This is a genomic window from Providencia sp. PROV268, from assembly GCF_028477805.1.
GTDB classification, from domain to species: domain Bacteria; phylum Pseudomonadota; class Gammaproteobacteria; order Enterobacterales; family Enterobacteriaceae; genus Providencia; species Providencia stuartii.
Genome location: NZ_JAMPLW010000028.1, coordinates 1 through 20,852 on the forward strand (window position 1 = coordinate 1; position 20,852 = coordinate 20,852).

Sequence of the window (20,852 nt, forward strand, 5' to 3'; positions counted from 1 at the left end):
GCTGCTTTTGAAAAAGCATCAGGTAAACCTATCCCGTATAAAATTGTTGAGCGCCGCCCTGGCGATATCGCTGAATGTTGGTCTAGCCCTAAAAAGGCCTTTAATGATTTAGGATGGAAAGCACAATATTCAGTACAAGATATGGTTAATGACAGCTGGCGTTGGCAATCTCAAAACCCTAACGGCTATAAGCAGCAATAGCCTTTAATTGAGATCCTTCACTTAACAGCGGGTTCCTTATCGAACCCGCTTTTTTATTTAGCTTCAACAACTACATGCAACTTGTACCATTTGCGCGTAAAATCCTTCCTCATTGTTCCATCTAACTTGACTGTTTAATACAACCATTCGTTATGCCACATATTGTTTTATTCGAACCAGAGATCCCGCCAAATACAGGCAATATTATTCGCCTTTGTGCCAATACCGGATTTAGCTTGCACCTTATCCATCCGCTAGGCTTTACTTGGGATGATAAGCGACTACGCCGTGCAGGCTTAGATTACAGTGAATTCGCCGATATCAAACACCATCATGACTATTATGCTTTTTTAGATAGCGAAGGCTTAAGTCCTGATAATAACCAATCTGCTAGCGGTGCTCGCGTTTTTGCTTTAACCACCAAAGGTAAGCCAAGCCACAGTAATGTAAGCTATCGGCAAGATGATTATTTAATGTTTGGTCCAGAAACGCGGGGATTACCCCCTTACGTACTCGACAATATGCCAATTGAGCAAAAAATTCGTATCCCTATGTTGGCAGATAGTCGCAGTATGAACCTATCCAACTCTGTTGCAGTGGTGGTGTTCGAGGCATGGAGGCAGTTGGGTTACGCAGGAGCATTATTACGCGACTGATTTAGCAGCCATGCATGCTTGAACTGTCCTTATAACGCCATTATACCTATACAGAATAAAGTACAAGTATAGGAGGGAAAATGAAAACAATTTCATTTAGTGATGCTAGAAATAATCTAAAATCGGTATTAGATAGCGTTGTTGATGATGCAGATACAACTATCATCACTCGTCGTGACTCAGAGGATGCTGTAGTTATGTCTTTAGAGTATTACAATAGCCTAATGGAAACGATTTATTACGCTCACCAGCAAATGCCGAACATTTAAATAAATCAATCGCTCAATTTAAAGCCGGAAAAGTAAAGAAAAGAGAGCTTATAAATGAGTAGATTTTTAATATGGACTGACCAAGGATGGGAAGACTATCTATACTGGCAAACCCAAGACAAAAAAAGCTCAAACGCATTAATAAGCTCATTGACGATACTAAAAGAACCCCCTTTTATGGGATAGAAAAACCAGAACCACTAAAAGAAAACTTAGCTGGCTTCTGGTCTAGACGAATAGATGAAACAAATAGGCTCATTTATTCAATAGACGATGAGGGTTTAACTATTATTGCTTGTCGTTATTATTATTAAAAGGTTCAATAAATTGTGATACAGTAACATGAAATAACTCATCTGTATGGCTAGTATATTCATCCATATCTTTTAGCAGTTTCAGCTCAGATAAAATAATGACTCTTCTCAAATCCCATCGCCATCTTCAAAACCATAAATCGAACCATTAAAGTTCTGATCCATCTCAAATGATGGTTTATCACTATTTGGCTTGCCAACCACCCGAGCAGGTACACCCGCGACGGTTGTATGAGGGGGAACAGGGTGAAGAACAACCGAGCCAGCACCAATTTTTGCGCCACGACCTATCTCAATATTACCAAGAATCTTCGCGCCAGCGCCGATCATCACGCCTTCTCGTACTTTAGGGTGACGGTCACCGCAGGTTTTGCCTGTACCACCTAAAGTCACGGATTGAAGAATAGAAACATCGTTCTCAACAACGGCAGTTTCACCAATCACAATGCCCGTAGCATGATCCAGCATAATGCCACAACCAATACGAGCAGCAGGGTGAATATCCACTGCAAAAGTGACTGATATTTGATTTTGCAGGTAAACCGCAAGCGCTTGGCGCCCCTCTTTCCATAGCCAATGCCCAATACGGTAACCTTGCAATGCATGGAACCCTTTAAGGTAGAGGAGTGGCGTAGAGTATTTATCCACCGCGGGGTCACGTAGACGCACGGCGGATAAATCCATTGCAGCTGAAAAGATCATCTGCTCATCATTACGATACGCTTCTTCAACAATCTCCCTCACTTCCATCGCAGGCATAATGGGAGAGCTTAGCTTGTTTGCTAACATATAGCTGAGCGCACTGCCTAAGTTGTCATGCTTTAGCAGTGTTGCATTAAAAAAACTGGCTAGTAGCGGTTCACAATCAGCAAGCGATTTTGCTTCCTCTTTAATAAACCCCCAGATCCTATCCAATTCTTCTCGCGACATAATGACTCACTTATCTTTTAACTTTAATCTTTCGACGTCGGCGTATAAGCAATTTCATCTTTTGTTGCACGCCCTAATAGAGCCTGTGCAGCCTCTAACACATTTTTATGGCAATAGAGGATTTGATAAATTTGCTCCGTGATAGGCATCTCAACACCAGTACGCTCAGCAAGCGCTTTCACTTCTTTAGTATTGCGATAGCCTTCCACCACTTGGCCAATCTCTTTTTCGGCTTCACTGACACTCACCCCATCGCCGAGCATCATACCAAAACGGCGGTTACGTGATTGGTTATCAGTACAGGTTAACACTAAGTCACCTAACCCCGCCATACCCATAAAGGTGGCAGGATCAGCACCTAATGCCGCACCTAACCGGCTCATTTCGGCAAGGCCACGGGTAATTAATGCGGTACGCGCATTCGCGCCAAACCCCATACCATCAGAAATACCCGCGCCAATCGCAATGACGTTCTTCACGGCTCCGCCAAGCTGTACGCCGACCATATCAGGGTTTTTGTACACACGGAAACTCTTACCGCAATGGAAAAGTTGTTGCAGTTCATCGCCAAATTGACTGTCGGTTGCCGCAACCGAAATTGCCGTCGGCATCCCCGCCGCCAGCTCTTTGGCAAACGTAGGGCCAGATAGCACCGCGAGTGGAATTTCATTGCCTAATACTTCACGTGCCACATCTTGTAATAAGCGTCCTGTATCTCTTTCTAAGCCTTTAGTCGCCCAAATAACACGAGAATTGGCTTGGAGATGAGGTTGAATTTGCTTGAGTACATCACCAAAAACGTGGCTTGGTACTACGATCAAGATATTCGGACTCGCTTCCACGGCACGTTTGAGGTCCGCTTCGAGAGATAAACTATCAGGGAAAGAAACGCCAGGCAAAAATGCCTGATTGCTACGTTCTTGTTGTAATGTATGGATATGCTGAGGATCATGCCCCCACAGCACAACCTGATGACCATTACGAGCTAACGTAATGGCTAAAGCGGTGCCGTAAGATCCGGCACCGATGACTGTCATTGAAGCAGTTTTCATTAAGCGTCCTGTTGAGCTTCTGTATCTGGCGCTGATTCACCTTGCTGCTGTTGCAAATAATTCATAAACAGTGCATCAAAGTTAACTGGCGCAAGGTTCAGTTGAGGGAATGTACCACGGCTCACCATGCTAGTGATTGCTTCACGTGCATATGGGAACAGAATGTTAGGGCAGTATGCACCTAAGCAATGTGCCATTTGCGTGCCTTCAATACCTTCGATTGAGAATACACCGGCTTGTTGAACTTCACACAGGAATGCAGTTTCTTCACCCAGTTTTGCTGTTGTGGTAACACGCAAAACAACTTCATAAACACCTTCAGTCAATTGAGTAGAAGAAGTATCCAAATCCAGTTTGATTTCTGGCTGCCACTCATGCTGGAAAATATGTGGTGCATTCGGTGCTTCAAATGAAACATCTTTTGTATAGATACGTTGGATCTGGAATACCATTTCTGAGTTGTTTTGTTCTGACATAGTTTTAATACCTTTTAACTTCCATATGAATTTGACTGTATAGACCCGCCGATGTTCAAACTAACCTGTCTCAAATGAGCATCATTGGATATATGACAATTTACACGCCGGATAAATTATTTCTTACCACGAGCCAACGGCAGGTTTTCACCTGACCAGCCAGCAATCCCTTCTTTTAAGATAAAGACTTTTTCAAAACCGTGCTGGACGAGGTGCTCAGCCGGTTTACCTGATTCCATACCACTTGCAGAGACCACAATAACGGGTTTCTGTTTGTGTTTATCTAGCTCACCTAAATTATTGTCTTTAATTTCAGATGGCGTTAAGTTGATAGAATCAATAATGTGCCCTTTGCGGAAGTCGTCACGAGTACGTAAATCCACAACGACTGCCTCTTCTTTATTAATCAGAGCAATCGCCTGCGCGCGAGTGATCACTTTTGATTTAGAGAACAAACCTTTAAAGGTCATTACGACCACCGCGACAAATAGTGCGATCCAAACCAGACTCAATAACATGTTCCGGCTGACGAATTGCATGATTTCTTGCATCATGGGGGGCAATCACTCCCGTTAGTTAAAAACGAATACCAAAGGGTTCAGAGTATACCTTTGTGTTGAGCTAATTACAGCCAGTTAGCGCAAACTACATTGTTTTTTTTGCGAAACACTCCGCAGAAATGGTCTCTAATCCCGACAAAATAGCGTTTATTTATCAATATAGACGAACCATTTTACCATAAGCACAAAGCGTGACAAAAAATTGCACTGTTAAAATCAAGCATTCTGTGTGGTGGAAAAAGACACAGAGGCACTAACGAGCACTGAAAATATTTGATTTAATGCTACAAAATGGCGCGATACACTATACAATCAATAGGATGACAAATGATGATATGCTAATTATTACAAGATAATTTAGTTTTCATCAGGTCATAAAACGCGTTTGGTTCGGCGCGATTTGTTGCAATATTCAGAATAGGGTGCTGGTAACTCACGCTATCAGATGAAATAATCAGCTATCGCATTTATTCGAGGTTTTCTATCAGAATGGCCAATACACATAACCGGATGAAAAGAGCAGCTATTCGTCAGGCTATTGCTTCAACCCTGTTCGTTTGTGGATTAATCTCTCTGGTGCCTAATCAGGTATTGGCGGCCAATCAGATCACCGAAAATAAAGATCAGCTCCAAAATTTGCTGCAAAATATCGCTGAAAAAGAAAAAAGCGTCAAAAACCAGCAAGCCAAACGGGCATCATTGCTGAATCAACTCCAACAGCAAGAGAAAAACATTTCTGCGGCAGGGCGTGAGCTACATGAGACACAATCTCAACTTAAGCAATTAGATAAAGAGATTTCCTCATTAAACAGCAATATTAACCGATTGCAAAAGCAAAAAGCCGAGCACGAAAAGTTACTTGCCGAGCAACTTGACGCTGCCTTCCGATTAGGTAAGCACCAAGGTCTATCACTGTTTTTAAAAGGTGAAGAAGGCCAACGGGAAGAGCGTATCCTCGCCTATTATAGCTACCTCAATCAAGCGCGCGAAAAAAATATTAAACAGCTTGAGGCCACCACCCTTGAACTAAATCAGCAAAAACAGCTTGAGCAGCAAAAACAAGCGGAACAAAAAACAGCTTTAGCTCGCCAACAGCAAGAAAAACGTAAACTCGATAAGGCTCAGGCAGCACGTAAGCAAACTCTTGCGGCCCTTGAAAGTACGCTTAAAGAAGATCAAAAAAATCTTGCCATCATGAAACAAAATGAATCTAGGTTGCGAGATAAGATCGCGCGTGCTGAACGTGAGGCGAAAGCCAGAGCGGAGCGTGAAGCGCGTGAAGCCGCTCGTATTCGTGCTGAGGTGGCTGAAAAAGAGCGTAAAGCCAAACAAAAAGGCTCGACTTATAAACCTTCAGAGAGTGAGCGTTCACTCATGTCTCGTACTGGTGGCTTAGGCCGCCCTGCGGGGCAAGCACTATGGCCAGTTCGCGGACAGACCCTGCACAATTATGGCGAGGCAATTTCAGGTGAGCTACGCTGGAAAGGTATGGTTATCGGCGCTAACGAAGGCACACAAGTCAAAGCCATTGCCGATGGCCGTGTACTACTTGCTGACTGGCTACAAGGTTATGGCCTCGTCGTCGTGGTTGAACATGGTAAAGGCGATATGAGCTTATATGGCTATAACCAAAGTGCTCTCGTCAATGTTGGGCAAGAAGTTCGCGCTGGGCAACCTATCGCCCTTGTGGGAAGTAGTGGTGGGCAAGAGCGACCAGCACTGTACTTCGAAATTCGTCGGCAGGGTAAAACGGTCAACCCTCGCCCTTGGCTAGGTAGATAGCCAAATAAATAGTTAGGAATATAATTATGTCAAAACGCCGGCCTTTTATGCGACTCATCGGTTTATCTCTTTTGATGATGAGCCTTCAGGCTAGTGCAGCAAAATTAGCGATAGTCATTGATGACTTTGGCTATCGCACGAAAGAAGATAACCAAATATTGGCGCTGCCGACGCCAATCACGATTGCTATCTTGCCTGATTCACCTCATGGTCAGCTTGTTGCCAATAAAGCCCATCAGCAAGGGCGAGAGGTTATCATTCACATGCCGATGAAACCCCTTAGCAAGCAACCACTCGAAAAAAACACCCTTTCACCAACCATGAGCGCCGAAGAAATTGACCGTATTATCAAACGAGCCATTAGCCAAGTGCCTTATGCCAAGGGCATGAATAATCATATGGGCAGTGAAATGACCTCTAGTCTTTCAGGTATGCGCCATGTCATGAACTCACTGTCTAAGGCGAACTTTTTCTTTTTAGATAGCGTGACCATCGGAAATACGCAGGCCGTAAAAGCCGCAAATGAATTTGGTGTTCCCGTTGTACGCCGCCATATCTTCCTTGATAACCATCAATCAGAGGAAGAAACTCGCGTTCAACTTAATAAAGCGGTCGCCTATGCACGTAAACATGGCAATGCGATTGCGATAGGTCATCCACACCCTTCGACCGTTCGTGCTTTACAGAAATACTTGCCGCAACTCCCTGCAGATATAGAACTTGTCTCGGTAAGCGCCTTATTACAAGGAAGTTCGCAACCCACAGACCAAAAACCGTTAAAAATGCAGCCTGAAACGCCGAATAAACAGCCCACGCCTTCTACAGTCAACCCTAAAGATACGGCGCTGGAGCCAGTTAGGCTCGGGGTATGTGAGTTTACAGTACCAGAAAATACGTCGCTAGAAGGGATTGATTTTCTGATGTTTGTGGTTGAATCAATTTATCAAGATAAGACGCTACAGCCACTATTATCTGCCCCAAAATAGCCGTTCTTTACACAACAAAAACCTAACACTGCTTTCCAGTTGCCGCACAAATTCGGCAACTGGAATACCACCGACTAATCCCAATTTAATATCACTTTTCCTGACTGCCCTGAACGCATCACGTCAAAGCCCTTTTGGAAATCATCGATAGAAAATTGATGTGTGATTATTGGTGAAAGATCTAACCCAGATTGGATCAAGGTCGCCATTTTATACCAAGTTTCAAACATCTCTCGGCCATAAATACCTTTGATAAATAGGCCTTTAAAAATCACTTTACTCCAATCAATCGCCATTTCTGAAGATGGGATCCCCAATAAAGCAATGCGACCGCCGTGGTTCATCGTGTCTAGCATAGAGTGAAAGGCCGCGGGAGAGCCAGATACCTCTAAAGCCACATCAAAGCCTTCTTGCATGCCAAGCTCTTTCATCACATCTTTTAGATTTTCACGCCCCACATTCACCGCGCGAGTGACACCCATTTTTTTAGCTAGCTCTAATCGATAGTCATTGATGTCAGTGATAACAACGTGACGAGCCCCCACATGTCGGCACACCGCGGCAGCCATAATACCGATAGGCCCTGCTCCTGAAACTAAAACATCTTCACCAACAAGATCAAAAGAGAGCGCAGTATGAACCGCGTTACCAAATGGGTCAAAGATAGCAGCAATTTCATCTGGAATATTATCGGGGATTTTAAACGCATTAAATGCAGGCAACACAAGGTATTGTGCAAAACAGCCGGGGCGATTTACCCCCACGCCAATCGTGTTACGGCATAAATGCGTGCGCCCCCCACGACAGTTGCGACAGTGACCGCATGTAATATGCCCCTCACCGGAAACACGATCACCGATTTTAAAGCCTTTGACTTCCTGTCCTATCTCAACAATTTCCCCAATATATTCATGGCCCACAACCATTGGAACAGGAATGGTTTTTTGTGACCATTCATCCCAGTTATAGATATGAACATCCGTACCACAAATGGCAGTTTTACGGATTTTTATCATCACATCATTGTGCCCTAGTTCCGGTTTTGGAACTTCTGTCATCCATATACCTGGTTCTGCTTTTAATTTAGACAGTGCTTTCATAGAACGGCCTTATATTATTATCATTAGGAAATGACTTTCAGTTTTTTGCCTATGCGGGTGAATGCGTCTACAACGCGTAAAATATCTTCTTCCGTATGTGCCGCCGACATTTGTGTACGAATACGCGCTTGTCCTTGAGGAACAACAGGGTAGAAGAAACCCGTTACATAAATACCTTCTTCTAGTAATTCATTTGCAAAAACTTGAGCAAGCGCCGCATCCCCTAACATAACGGGAATAATGGCATGATCGGCGCCAGCGAGAGTAAAGCCTGCCGCAGACATCTTTTCACGAAATAGCGCGGCATTACGCCATAACCGCTCACGTAGCGCATCCCCCTCACTCATCATATCGATGACTTTAATCGAGGCCGCAACGATAGCGGGGGCTAATGAGTTGGAAAATAAGTAAGGACGAGAGCGTTGACGTAACCACTCGACGACTTCTTTTTTTGCCGCCGTATAACCGCCTGAAGCCCCACCAAGCGCTTTACCCAGTGTCCCTGTAATAATGTCTACTCGCCCCATCACATCACAATATTCATGGGTGCCGCGGCCATTTTTACCAACAAAACCAACCGCATGAGAATCATCAACCATCACTAATGCTTGGAATTCATCTGCTAGGTCACAAACCGCTTTCAAATTGGCAATAACACCATCCATTGAGAAGACACCATCCGTCGCAATCAAAATGTGGCGTGCACCTGCGGCTTTAGCCTCTTCAAGACAAGCCCTAAGCTCTGCCATATCATTATTTGCATAACGATACCGTTTAGCTTTACAAAGGCGTATTCCATCGATAATGGAAGCGTGGTTTAACGCATCTGAAATGACCGCGTCTTCGGGGCCTAGCAAGGTTTCAAATAATCCCCCATTCGCATCAAAACAAGAGGAATAGAGTATGGCGTCCTCCATACCTAAAAAATCAGCCAATTTCTTTTCGAGTTGTTTATGGCTATCTTGTGTTCCACAAATAAAACGGACAGAAGCCATACCAAAACCGTGACTATCCATACCCTGCTTCGCGGCTTCAATCAAATCTGGGTGATTTGCTAATCCCAAGTAATTGTTGGCACAAAAATTAACAACTCGCTTATTACCAACAATTTCAATATCTGCATCTTGCGAGGAAGTAATTATCCGCTCATGCTTAAACAAACCAGCAGCCTCTGTTTGGGCTAACTGCTCTTTAATCTGCTGATAAAATAGTTCTGACATGATTTATTCCTGTTATGTGACGATTTTTAGAGTTTAATAATAGATACTAAAACTATCGACTGATGCAGCATAAATAAATTAAGTTTGCAGCCAAGATCACGATCATTCCCCTATAAAAATGTAGCCTCTAGAATGTTTGTCTGCCAGTTATGGTGTCGTCAGCGCGCAGAAATGCTATTATGAAAAACAATTCGTATCCTTTTTGTTCTTAACCCATTTGAGGTATGCCCGATGATCATTGTCACTGGCGGAGCTGGTTTTATTGGTAGCAACATTGTCAAAGCATTAAATGATGCTGGTCGTACAGATATTCTCGTTGTCGATAATCTGAAAGACGGTACTAAGTTTGCCAACCTTGTTGACCTCGATATTGCTGATTACATTGATAAAGAAGATTTTATTGCGAGTATTATCGCCGGTGATGATTTTGGTGATGTCGATGCGGTATTCCATGAAGGTGCTTGCTCATCCACAACTGAATGGGATGGCAAGTACATGATGGACAATAACTATCAGTATTCGAAAGAGTTACTGCATTTTTGCTTAGAGCGCGAAATCCCATTCCTCTACGCCTCTTCAGCGGCAACATACGGTGGTCGTAGTGATAATTTTATTGAAGATCGCCAGTTCGAAAAGCCACTCAATGTTTATGGCTATTCGAAATTCCTCTTTGACCAGTACGTTCGCGAAATTTTGCCAGAAGCACAGTCGCAAATTTGTGGTTTCCGTTACTTCAACGTATATGGTCCTCGTGAGGGTCATAAAGGCAGCATGGCAAGTGTCGCTTACCATCTGAATAAGCAAATTAATGAAGGCCAACAACCCAAGCTATTTGAAGGTAGTGAAAACTTCCGCCGTGACTTTATTTATGTCGGCGATGTTGCCGCAGTCAATTTATGGTTCTGGCAGAACAATATTTCAGGGATCTTTAACTGTGGTACAGGCCGTGCCGAGTCATTCCAAGCCGTCGCCGATGCAGTGACACAATTCCACAGTGATAAAAATGTTTCTGTTGAATACATTGAATTCCCTGAGAAACTAAAAGGGCGCTATCAAAGCTTCACACAAGCAGACATGACAAAATTACGTACGGCTGGCTATAAGGCACCTTTTAAAACAGTTGCCGAAGGCGTAGCTGAATATATGCAATGGCTGAATAAAGAAGATTAATACAACTTTATGAAAATATTGGTGATCGGCCCCTCATGGGTAGGGGATATGATGATGTCACAGAGCCTATATCGCACGCTAAAGGCTCAATATCCTCAAGCACAAATTGATGTGATGGCACCTCAATGGTGCCGCCCTCTATTGGCGAAAATGCCCGAAGTCAATGCCGCCATCCCAATGCCATTAGGCCATGGTGCGCTCGCGATTGGTGAGCGCCGTAAACTTGGCCTTAGTTTACGCCAAAATGGTTATGACCAAGCCATTGTTCTTCCGAACTCATTTAAATCTGCTTTGGTGCCCTTCTTTGCCAAAATTGCCAAACGAACGGGTTGGCGCGGTGAGATGCGTTATGGACTACTTAATGACCTCCGTACATTAGATAAAGCCGCTTTTCCGTTGATGGTGCAGCGCTATGTTGCATTAGCTTATGATAAGCAAAACATTCACAGCGCAGCAGATATTCCAGAGCCTATCTTATGGCCTAAACTGGCTGTTAATGAACAAGAAGTCACTGAGGCTATTAAAGCGTTTAATATCAATACCACACGCCCAATTATTGGCTTCTGCCCTGGTGCAGAATTTGGTCCGGCTAAACGTTGGCCGCACTATCACTACGCCGCGCTAGCGGAGCAGTTGATCAGCGAAAAAGGTTATCAAGTTCTCTTATTTGGCTCACAAAAAGATCATGATGCAGGTGAGGAAATTCGCCAAAGCCTAACGGACAGTGCGCATGAGCATTGTAGCAACCTTGCAGGTAAAACGTCTTTAGAACAAGCCGTGAATTTAATTGCTAGCTGTCAGGCCGTTGTCAGCAATGATTCAGGACTGATGCATGTTGCTGCTGCATTGGATAAACCGCTTGTTGCCCTATATGGCCCAAGTAGCCCTGATTTTACGCCTCCACTATCGAATAAAGCAGAAGTTATCCGCTTAATTAGTGGCTACCATAAAGTTCGTAAAGGTAATGGGGCAAGCGGTTATCATCAAAGTCTCATCGATATTCAGCCTCAATTAGTGGTTGATGCGCTGGCGCGATTACAAATAGGTGTTGCTTGATGCGCGTACTGCTAGTAAAGACTTCATCGATGGGGGATGTGTTACACTCCCTACCCGCACTAACGGATGCACAGCAAGCCTTTCCTCATATCCAATTCGATTGGGTTGTAGAAGAGGGTTTTGCGCAGATCCCCACATGGCACAGCGCAGTCAATCAAGTGATCCCTGTTGCTATCCGCCGTTGGCGTAAAAACTGGTTTTCTGCCCCCATTCGCGCCGAACGTGCTGCATTTCGCCAGCAACTGACTGCAACCCGCTATGATGCGATTATTGATGCTCAAGGCCTATTGAAAAGTGCCTTTCTGGTCACGCGTCTCGCAGATGGCCCTAAACATGGCTATGATCGCCACAGTATTCGAGAGCCTATTGCCAGTTTTTTTTACGACTATAAATACCAAATTAGTAAGCAACAGCACGCCGTAGAACGTATTCGCCAACTGTTTGCCGCGAGTCTTGGCTACGATAGTCCTAAAGCGCAAGGTGACTATGCCATCGCTCAACATTTTTTACATGCCCCCACAGTCACACAGGATGACTATGTGGTGTTCTTGCATTCAACCACTCGTGATGATAAACACTGGCCTGAAGAGCACTGGCGAGAACTGATTGGGTTAATGGCCGACAGTGGTTTAAAAATAAAACTGCCATGGGGCGCAGAGCATGAACACCAAAGGGCATTACGTCTTGCAGATGGGTTTGATTTTGTCGAAGTTTTGCCTAAATTAACCTTAGCCGAAGTTGCTCTACAAATTGCTAATGCTAAGGCGGTGGTTTCTGTTGATACAGGCCTTAGCCATCTAACCGCCGCATTAGATAAACCGAATTTCACCCTGTTTGGCCCAACAGATCCCGGGCTGATTGGCGGCTATGGTTTAGAGCAACATGAAATTAAATCTGTGGATGGTACTATGAGTTCAATAAAACCTAATGAAGTATTTGAAAAATTGAAATCTAGAGTCTCATGATTTATATATCACTGATTGATTATAACTAAATTTTATACTACAACGGGCTAGCCACATTTTATGAAAGAATCAATAACAATAGTAACTGCTTTTTTTGATATTGGTAGAGGAAACTGGAATAGAGCAAATGGCCGTTCTAGATCTTTAGAGCGTACAAATAATACTTATTTAAAGTATTTCCGTAGATTAGCTAAGCTCGAAAATAAAATGGTCATTTTTACATCCTCAGAATTTAAGGAAAAAATTCTTGCTCTGAGGAAAGATAAACCAACCCATATAATCACAATTGATCTTCAGAAAAAATTTAAATTTATCCTCAAAAAAATAGCCAAAATACAAAACAGTGATTCATTTAAATCGTTAATCCAACCTAAACTCTTACGCTACCCTGAGTATTGGTCGCCTGAATATGTTTTGATCAACAATATAAAGTCTTTTTTTGTTAAAAAAGCCATTGATGAAAACCTTGTTGATAGTGACTTAGTTGCATGGGTTGATTTTGGTTATATTCGTAATAATTCAATACGTTATGGTATAACTGAATGGAATCATCCTTTCGATAAAAATAAAGTTCATCTTTTCACTATCAAAAATACTTTAGATCTTACGGATGAAAAAGCCGTGTTAGAAACTGTCTTAAATAATGACCCACATATTATTGGTGGAGTATTGGTTGCTAGTAAAGAAAAATGGCCTGAATTTTATAATCTTATATTCAAAACGCAAAAAGACTTTTTAGCTTCAGGTATGATTGATGATGATCAAGGAATCTACATAACATGCGTAAGCAAAAACCCTGACTTCTTCCAACTAAATTACTTGGGGTATATGAACTGGTTAAGCGTGTTTAAACTATTCCATGATGGCTCAAAATCAAATAATTTAATCCGTTTAGGCATTAAGTTAAAGATAATTAAATAATTGTTCATGTAACGCCTTGTTAGACGAGGCGTTACATTCAATCTACTTTTCAGGCGCAATAAACCCAAAACACATAGTTTCTGGCTCAGCATCCGGCTCTGAACGATAGATAACATCTTCTTTCTCAATCGTAAATTGTGGCCAGTACTGACGAACCTTATCAAAATTCTCATGAGCGCAATCATCATACTTACGACCTAACAGCAATGCACCATGCTGACGGATCTCCGCTTCTGTAATCTTGCGATTATACACATTCGGCGGCATATGATGTTCAAGGGTCCAAGGCTGGATCACATGTGGCCTATCTTTTGCGTAGATAATAAACCATTGATGTAAATTATCTTCACCACCAACATATTTTAGTGGAACGCCATAACGTTCATGCCAGCGATCTTCACCCTCCGCGATCAACGTTTTCACGCCAATAAATTTTTGCCCTGCGCCCTTAATATTAGCCGCTTGCACAACACAATAACCTAACAGAACCACGACACCGAAAAGGGCTAAACCAATCAGTGGTTTTCTGAGTGATTTAGTCGGCATGACTGTTATAGAGCCAATAAATAGCGGGGCACAAGCTGCCATAAAGGGTTGCAACCATTCGGTAATACGCCCACCGTCATGGAAAGAGAACCAACCATAGATCACCGCTAATGGGAAAAGAACCAAGAAATTCGCCATACGATTTGCTAGCGATTTCGGCCAACCTAATTTCCCACCACAGCTATATAAAATAATGGCGGCAATAATTAAAGGATAAAATACGCTGAGCGCCGCCTTAGTCGTATGCAAATTAAAGCCTGGGTCAATCTGTGAATCCACCCATTTAAAGGCAGAAAAATCACTCGCCATTAACCAAAAGAAATTAGGTAATACAATCGCAAACCAAAGTGCAATCGCTAAATAAAAAACAGGATAACGATAACTTTGGCGAACTTGTTTAACAAATAACGTTAATAAAAATACCGATCCTACCAGCGATAATGTTGAATATTTCCCCATTGTCGCCAAACCTGCAAATAAAGCAAAAAGCAGCCACCAAGCCGGATTTTCATAAACGGCTCGTAAGAAAAAGTAGATTATCCAAGCCCAAAAGGTCACTAAAATATAGTTATCATTGTAAGGAATGATATCAAAATTAATCACACCCGATAAATTCAACATCAACATCGCAAACCAAGCTAGGTCACGACATGCTGTTAAACGGTATGCTAATTTCCAGACCCCCAATAAACCAAAGGCAACCCCGACAAAATGAATAAAGTACCAGTAAAAACTGTAGGAAATACCCAAATAAATAGCAGGCCACATAAGAACACCAACAAACCAAGGGTTTTTTGGTGAACCCCACTCCCCATTCATCCCCCAGTTAACGGCTTCCACCGTATCATAAGGCACTGTAGGATCTAAGTGAAAGCTGGCTAGAATCCATGCAACCGCATAGCCAATGACCCATAAATAAACATATTTGTTTGATGTTGATTGATTGATTGCTGGCATACTGTCTTAAATAATTGAGTAAAAGTACCCACTATCTATTAGGCAAACTCATCATGCATAAAAATACACACCTAATAGCACCAATGGAAATTAAACGGCAGATTCTACTATAGTTTATAGCGAATAATAAGAAAGGAAGACAAATAGTCATCATCTATTGTCGTTTTATTCAAGTTCAATATTCTGAATTAGAAATAATCGTTAAAATTATTGCTCTCTCGGAGGCAAGTAAGGTTGTAAAAGCTTTAATAAACGTTGTAGCGCCCCCTGATTTTCATGCAAAACTTCCGCAGCATGACGACCATAATATAAACGGTAATCTTCGTCTGACAGGAGGCTAGTGACGGCTTGAACCATTGAATCGCTATCAGTCACCGTAATTAAGCCATCCGCCTGCTTCAGCTTCCCACAAATATCCTTAAAATTAAACGTATGTGGTCCCATTAAAACAGGTAACGCATGTGCTGCCGCTTCCAACGGGTTATGTCCCCCTGTTTCCACAAGGCTGCCACCAACAAATGCTAAATCCGCAATTCCATATAACAACATCAGCTCCCCCATCGTATCCCCGACAACCACTTGTATATCAGGAGTAGGCACAATACCTTCACTACGACGAATAAACTTAAGGCCTGCTTTTTGGGTGAGTTCTTCTGCTTTGGCAAAACGTTCAGGATGACGAGGAACTAAAATCAGTAATAAATCAGGAAATTGTTTTAATAATTGCTGGTGTGCCGCTAACACAATAGCTTCTTCACCTTCATGGGTGCTAGTGGCAATCCAAACGGGTCGATGTGCCGCCCACTGCCGGCGTAATGTGACGGCTCTAACCGCAAGCTCTGGGGTAACGGAAATATCAAACTTAAGGCTCCCCGTGACATTTAATTGCACACGTCTTAGCCCTAGCTTGATGAAACGCTCACCATCTTCTTGGTGCTGTGCAGCAACCATCGTGACATTACGCAACATACGTTTCACAAAACTACCTAATTTTTGGTAGCCTGCCGCAGAGCGCTCAGACAAACGCGCATTCGCAATCACTAAGGGTATTTGGCGACGATTAAGTTGATTAATCATATTCGGCCATAATTCCGTTTCCATAATAATTACTAATTTAGGATCAACTTGATTAAGAAAACGGCGCATAGAGCACGGGAGATCATAAGGAAGGTAGACATGGTAGACATCATCACCGAATGCCGAAACGACTCGTTCGGAGCCTGTTGGTGTCATCGTGGTTACCGTAATCGGCAATGACGGATAGTGATGCCGTAATGCCCGTACCAAAGGCACAGCAGCAAGGGTTTCACCAACAGATACTGAATGCAGCAGAATACCGCCCGGCGCAACTTTACCAGCACAAAAACCATAACGTTCACCCCAACGCTTACGATACGCGGGAGCTTTGCGACCCCGCACTAATAGGCGTACCCAAATGAGTGGCTGGATAAGATAAAGAAGTACCTGATATAAACGCAATAACATTCGATCTGATTCACTTACCAAAATTGGCGCTATCTTAACATAAACCTTTTATTAAAGTGTGCAGAATATGCACCTAAAAATAGCTTTAAAATTTGCTTAGGGCATCATTAGTCGGTTGCAACAGCACTTAATAGTCGATAATGTTGATAATATGCACATATTACTTAATTTAAATTTTTTAAATTAGCGTTAACAAACAACGAGATATCAATATTATGAAACATAAAGCGATTTACCCTGGTACATTTGACCCTATTACTTCAGGCCATATTGATATTGTTTCTCGTGCGGCGGCAATGTTTGACCACGTATTACTCGCTATCGCTAATAGCCAACGCAAAAGTCCCATGTTTACCCTTGAAGAGCGTGTTGAACTTGCCCAAAAAGTCACCTCGCACTTAAACAATGTTGAGGTGGTTGGCTTTTCTGAGCTAATGGCTAATTTCGCACAAAAACATGGCGCAAATATACTTATCCGTGGCGTTCGTTCTGTTGCGGATTTTGAATATGAATGGCAGCTCGCAAACATGAACCGCCATTTTGTTCCTGAATTGGAAACGGTATTCTTACTCCCTTCACAAAGCTTATCTTTTGTTTCATCGTCACTGATAAAAGATGTGGCACTCCATGATGGCGATATTTCTTCTTTCCTTCCGCCCGTTGTCGCTGAAGCGATGCTAAAAAAGCTGAATAAAATTTAAGCTTATTTTTGACATTGAGGACAATAAAAGGTACTGCGTTGGCCTTGTTTGATACTAAGAATTGGCGTGCCACATATCAAACAAGGCTCACCTTTTTTACCATATACAAACAATTCTTGGGCGAAGTACCCTGGTTTCCCATCGGATTGTAGAAAATCTTTCAGCGTGGTTCCACCCTGCTCAATAGAGCGCTGCAGTACCTTTTTGATCTGCTGGACCAAATCAATCGATTGTTCAAGAGTCAATGTGTGCGTGATTTTTTCTGGTGAAATGCCCGCCGCAAATAGTGCTTCATTAGCATAAATATTACCAACACCCACTACAACCTTGTTATCCATCAGCCAAGGTTTAATGGCTATTTTTCGCTTTCCTGCCTGCTCAAATAAATATTGAGCATTAAATTCATCAGAAAGAGGTTCTGGGCCTAGATGGGATAAAACACGACTCGTTTCAAGATCATCACACCATAACCACGCACCAAAGCGCCGAGGATCCGTGTACCGTAGTACTTTGCCATCTTTTAATACCAAATCAACATGGTCATGTTTTTCTTCAGGCAATTCTTCCAACAATATACGCAGACTACCCGACATGCCTAAGTGGATAATAATCCAACCATTTTTTAGTTCGATTAACAGATACTTAGCGCGCCTTTGTACACTTAAAATCATTTCATCAGATAAACTTTTAATTTGCTCTGATACAGGCCAACGTAAGCGGCTGTTACGAACAATTGCATACTGAATTGAGTTACCAACAAGATGTGGTTCTATCCCTCTACGACTGGTTTCAACCTCGGGTAGTTCTGGCATAAGTCGATCCTTAAACATCGAAATGATTAATAGAAATCAAATATCTTAAACTAAATCGCAATGTTAACTGCCTGATAGTCTGGACATTCAAGTATATGATAAATACAATTCATACATTAGCAATCAAAGATAAGTTATCTAGCACGATAAAAACATTTCGTAGCGTTTGCTCACCCTAAAAAGAAAAATGACATTCATCAGCAGGCGGATTTGTGAATATAAAAAACAGTATTATTAGCCAACTTCCTTTCCTATTAGTTTCTCTTGTCATGTTGGGTATGTTTACAAATGATACTCAAGGTGTTTTAAACATTTCTGCCGCCTTGCTTTTCCTTTACACTATTTATGTCATTATAAAAAATAAGATCCATATTAAAGATAACATTATTAACCTTGTTAGGGGTAAGAAGGTATTCTTTTTATTCAACTTATGGTGTTTGTCTTGTATCCTGTTTTTTACTTACCCCGGCTTTACTCTAGAGGCACTCAAAGAATTTTTTAATGACTGGCGCTATGTCATTATTATCTCATTATTTTTAATAGCCTTTAAAAATAATGAATCAAAATCAATAAAAACAATCAGTTATGCTCTAATTGCCACTCTGGCTTTTACTATCTTTATTTCACCTGTATTAAAGCAATTTAAAAGTAGTGACCTGCCTTTATATTTGCAGCTCAGATATGGCTTTGCTCACTATACTACCTTACTTTTTCCATTCACTTTTAGCGCCTTTTTTATTTTTAAAAATAAAATATTAAAAGCTGCGATGTTCATTTTATCTATTTTAGCTTTCTGTTTTTTACTCTATACTGGTAGCCGAGGTGGTGTTCTTTCATTACTTATTGAATCACTGATTATTTTATTTTTATTCTCCAAAAGTATTAAAAGATTTGTTTTATATATAGTCATTTTCATAATTGCTTCTTTAAGTATTACAACTATTGCATATACCACAATTCCTCAAGTAAAAAATAAAATAAATCAGACTCTAAGTGCTAAAAATATTACCTCAAGTAGAGATAAAATTATTTTAACAAGACTTCCTATTTTTACTCATGAAAATAAAAATATAGTTTTTGGCGTGGGATATGGTTCCGTATCTTATAACCAGTATCTTAATGATAACCATGCTGAGCGGTTTTCTGGAGGAGGTGTCTACTCAGAGCGTAAAAAAGAGTACGTACATAATAATGATGATCCCTTCTTCCTAAACATTATGTATAACGTTGGTTTAGGTGGTTTAATTTTATTCTGTTTGGCCTATATTATTAATTTAAAAGATCTACTTAGTTCGATAAAAATCCAAAAAAATATTCTCAATGTCGGGATACTTGTTTCTTCTATTGGCTATTTTTTAATTTACTGCCTCTTTGAATTTATATTCTTAGATATTTTCTTTCTATACAATATTTTAGTAGCAATTTTGATCAACAGAAAGCTATCAAACTAAGCAGAGTAATGCTGACTAAGTCAGCATTCCCTTAATGAAATATTTTCTTTTTCATATATTCTGCTGTTGCTAATAAAAATTGCAAAAACTTCCCATTCTTTCTTAGGTGTGATTTTTTACGGGATAATTGCTTATAACTTTCGGCTTTAAGTAAAGGGATATTTTTCCAAGGCGAATTCTGTCGTGCAATCTCAAAAAATTGATATTCACTATAGAAATTTGCCCATTCATGAAATGGCTTAGTTAAACCAACAAAGTGAATAAAAACAACCTCATCAGGTATATTATTAATATCCCTCTTACTGGTAATATACCAATCTAAAGAGAACATAAAATTAAAGTTCTCACTGATATTCACTAATTTATTATTAAGTAAAATATTCAAGGCATCTTGATCTGGATGAGTAAAATGACTACTTTTTACTAATTCAATCACCCGATTCGGAATATCTTCTTCAACCATTTTCTGGATTGACATATACAAAAATCCAGAGTTAAAGTATTTACTCATCTCCATTGGTAGCTGTTTCTTTTCACTACAAAATTTATCCTTTACTGCATAAAGATAAATATTTTCATTAAACTCCAATGTTTTTAGATATGAAAGGTTACCTTTACAAATAACATCTGCATCCAAATAGAGTAATTTATCAATTGATTGTGAAAGATAATCGATAATCACTAATCTAAAATAAATGGCATGACTCCAAGCTTGCGATGGCAACGGTAACCGCTTAAATTCTTGGTTATCAATCAAATAAATGGTTATTTTATGCTGGCTACTCTCAACTAGCTGTTGGAAAAGCTGTTTGTCTGTTAGGTCATCAACCAAAATATGGAAATGAAAATGCGTCTCTTTATTATTAATAAGGATCGATGAAATTGATGTGCCAACACCGTAGAGGAACTTTTCATCGACCCCATAAGCAATATGAAAGTAGCCGTCATCACGATCATTAGCTTTACTGCCGCTTATTTCAACTAGTGATTTGATCATTTCATGACTTAGCATTTTGTTAACCTTACTGAATATTATTATTCGATACTTAGTTTATGATAAAGAAACAGTTTTTATCTTTAGCTCCAATATAATCACTTTAGAACATATAAAAACTCTATCATAGCCTAATATCTATTCATAATAATCTGAAAAATATGCTAAAAACATCAATAACTGTAACTAGTTGAATAAGTTACTAAATTCAACATTCTGATGGAAACCATCTTAACTCAATATAGAGT

At 41.1% G+C, this 20,852-nt stretch carries 19 protein-coding genes and 3 pseudogenes; 12 read left to right on the plus strand and 10 right to left on the minus strand.

Annotation, left to right across the window (positions count from 1 at the left end; all coding sequences use genetic code 11):
* From PR699_RS17515 to PR699_RS17530, 4 genes and pseudogenes are all read left to right on the plus strand, one after another.
* Positions 1–201, plus strand: a pseudogene (locus tag PR699_RS17515) (GDP-mannose 4,6-dehydratase); the annotation flags it as partial.
* Between the two features lie 152 nt (positions 202–353).
* The gene (trmL, locus tag PR699_RS17520) at positions 354–857 is read left to right on the plus strand and encodes a tRNA (uridine(34)/cytosine(34)/5-carboxymethylaminomethyluridine(34)-2'-O)-methyltransferase TrmL (protein WP_014657216.1); all 504 of its coding nucleotides are present in this window, start codon (positions 354–356) and stop codon (positions 855–857) included.
* 80 nt (positions 858–937) lie between these two features.
* Positions 938–1,188 (plus strand): annotated as a pseudogene (locus PR699_RS17525) (type II toxin-antitoxin system Phd/YefM family antitoxin).
* A pseudogene (locus PR699_RS17530) lies at positions 1,181–1,440 on the plus strand (Txe/YoeB family addiction module toxin). Before PR699_RS17525 ends, PR699_RS17530 begins: the two co-directional pseudogenes overlap by 8 nt.
* Before the next feature lie 108 nt (positions 1,441–1,548).
* Here PR699_RS17530 and cysE read toward each other — a convergent pair.
* From cysE to PR699_RS17550, 4 genes are all read right to left on the minus strand, one after another.
* The gene (gene cysE / locus PR699_RS17535) at positions 1,549–2,370 is read right to left on the minus strand and encodes a serine O-acetyltransferase (protein WP_004924317.1); all 822 of its coding nucleotides are present in this window, start codon (positions 2,368–2,370) and stop codon (positions 1,549–1,551) included.
* A 23-nt stretch (positions 2,371–2,393) separates the two neighbouring features.
* Positions 2,394–3,422, minus strand: coding sequence for an NAD(P)H-dependent glycerol-3-phosphate dehydrogenase (gene gpsA / locus PR699_RS17540; protein WP_004924313.1), 1,029 nt, complete (start codon positions 3,420–3,422; stop codon positions 2,394–2,396).
* Positions 3,422–3,898, minus strand: coding sequence for a protein-export chaperone SecB (gene secB / locus PR699_RS17545; RefSeq protein WP_014657213.1), 477 nt, complete (start codon positions 3,896–3,898; stop codon positions 3,422–3,424). Before secB ends, gpsA begins: the two co-directional genes overlap by 1 nt.
* 116 nt (positions 3,899–4,014) lie before the next feature.
* Positions 4,015–4,452 (minus strand): rhodanese-like domain-containing protein, encoded by a 438-nt coding sequence (locus PR699_RS17550; RefSeq protein ID WP_004924305.1) that lies wholly within the window; start codon positions 4,450–4,452, stop codon positions 4,015–4,017.
* Positions 4,453–4,947: 495 nt separating this feature from the next.
* Here PR699_RS17550 and envC point away from each other — a divergent pair, with 495 nt between their 5' ends.
* Complete coding sequence (gene envC, locus PR699_RS17555; RefSeq protein WP_004924302.1) at positions 4,948–6,240, plus strand: murein hydrolase activator EnvC; 1,293 nt, start codon at positions 4,948–4,950, stop codon at positions 6,238–6,240.
* A gap of 26 nt (positions 6,241–6,266) precedes the next feature.
* Positions 6,267–7,226 (plus strand): divergent polysaccharide deacetylase family protein, encoded by a 960-nt coding sequence (locus tag PR699_RS17560; RefSeq protein ID WP_104873128.1) that lies wholly within the window; start codon positions 6,267–6,269, stop codon positions 7,224–7,226.
* Positions 7,227–7,300: 74 nt separating this feature from the next.
* Here PR699_RS17560 and tdh read toward each other — a convergent pair whose 3' ends face one another.
* Positions 7,301–8,326 (minus strand): L-threonine 3-dehydrogenase, encoded by a 1,026-nt coding sequence (gene tdh, locus PR699_RS17565; protein WP_036942514.1) that lies wholly within the window; start codon positions 8,324–8,326, stop codon positions 7,301–7,303.
* 23 nt (positions 8,327–8,349) lie between these two features.
* Positions 8,350–9,546 carry a glycine C-acetyltransferase gene (locus tag PR699_RS17570; protein ID WP_004924294.1) on the minus strand — a complete coding sequence of 399 codons (1,197 nt, stop codon included), beginning with the start codon at positions 9,544–9,546 and terminating at the stop codon, positions 8,350–8,352.
* A 231-nt stretch (positions 9,547–9,777) separates the two neighbouring features.
* On the opposite strand from PR699_RS17570, the gene rfaD reads away from it, so the two are divergent.
* From rfaD to yibB, 4 genes are read left to right on the plus strand one after another with little or no spacing between them, the layout of a single operon-like run.
* Positions 9,778–10,716 (plus strand): ADP-glyceromanno-heptose 6-epimerase, encoded by a 939-nt coding sequence (gene rfaD, locus PR699_RS17575; RefSeq protein WP_004924289.1) that lies wholly within the window; start codon positions 9,778–9,780, stop codon positions 10,714–10,716.
* Positions 10,717–10,725: 9 nt separating this feature from the next.
* Entirely contained in the window at positions 10,726–11,772 is a 1,047-nt protein-coding gene (rfaF, locus tag PR699_RS17580) for an ADP-heptose--LPS heptosyltransferase RfaF (protein ID WP_014657208.1), read from the plus strand.
* On the plus strand, positions 11,772–12,737 hold the full coding sequence (rfaC, locus tag PR699_RS17585; RefSeq protein WP_014657207.1) for a lipopolysaccharide heptosyltransferase RfaC: 966 nt from the start codon (positions 11,772–11,774) through the stop codon (positions 12,735–12,737). The genes rfaF and rfaC overlap by 1 nt, the downstream gene beginning before the upstream one ends.
* 60 nt (positions 12,738–12,797) lie before the next feature.
* Complete coding sequence (gene yibB / locus PR699_RS17590; protein WP_014657206.1) at positions 12,798–13,658, plus strand: protein YibB; 861 nt, start codon at positions 12,798–12,800, stop codon at positions 13,656–13,658.
* 42 nt (positions 13,659–13,700) lie between these two features.
* Here the strand turns inward: yibB and PR699_RS17595 are convergent, their stop codons facing one another.
* A complete protein-coding gene (locus PR699_RS17595) occupies positions 13,701–15,161 on the minus strand; it encodes a glycosyltransferase family 39 protein (protein WP_014657205.1) in 1,461 nt (486 codons plus the stop codon).
* Positions 15,162–15,368: 207 nt separating this feature from the next.
* Positions 15,369–16,646 carry a lipid IV(A) 3-deoxy-D-manno-octulosonic acid transferase gene (waaA, locus tag PR699_RS17600; RefSeq protein ID WP_014657204.1) on the minus strand — a complete coding sequence of 426 codons (1,278 nt, stop codon included), beginning with the start codon at positions 16,644–16,646 and terminating at the stop codon, positions 15,369–15,371.
* A gap of 215 nt (positions 16,647–16,861) precedes the next feature.
* Between waaA and coaD the strand changes: the two genes are divergently transcribed.
* Positions 16,862–17,347: a pantetheine-phosphate adenylyltransferase gene (gene coaD / locus PR699_RS17605; protein WP_004924268.1), complete on the plus strand. Its 486-nt coding sequence runs from the start codon at positions 16,862–16,864 to the stop codon at positions 17,345–17,347.
* Positions 17,348–17,349: 2 nt separating this feature from the next.
* On the opposite strand, the gene mutM is transcribed toward coaD, so the two are convergent.
* Entirely contained in the window at positions 17,350–18,159 is an 810-nt protein-coding gene (gene mutM / locus PR699_RS17610) for a bifunctional DNA-formamidopyrimidine glycosylase/DNA-(apurinic or apyrimidinic site) lyase (RefSeq protein WP_014657203.1), read from the minus strand.
* Between the two features lie 212 nt (positions 18,160–18,371).
* On the opposite strand from mutM, the gene PR699_RS17615 reads away from it, so the two are divergent.
* Entirely contained in the window at positions 18,372–19,610 is a 1,239-nt protein-coding gene (locus PR699_RS17615) for an O-antigen ligase (RefSeq protein ID WP_014657202.1), read from the plus strand.
* A gap of 31 nt (positions 19,611–19,641) precedes the next feature.
* Here the strand turns inward: PR699_RS17615 and PR699_RS17620 are convergent, their stop codons facing one another.
* Positions 19,642–20,622, minus strand: a complete 981-nt coding sequence (locus tag PR699_RS17620; protein ID WP_014657201.1) for a glycosyltransferase — start codon at positions 20,620–20,622, stop codon at positions 19,642–19,644.
* Positions 20,623–20,852 lie beyond the last annotated feature (230 nt).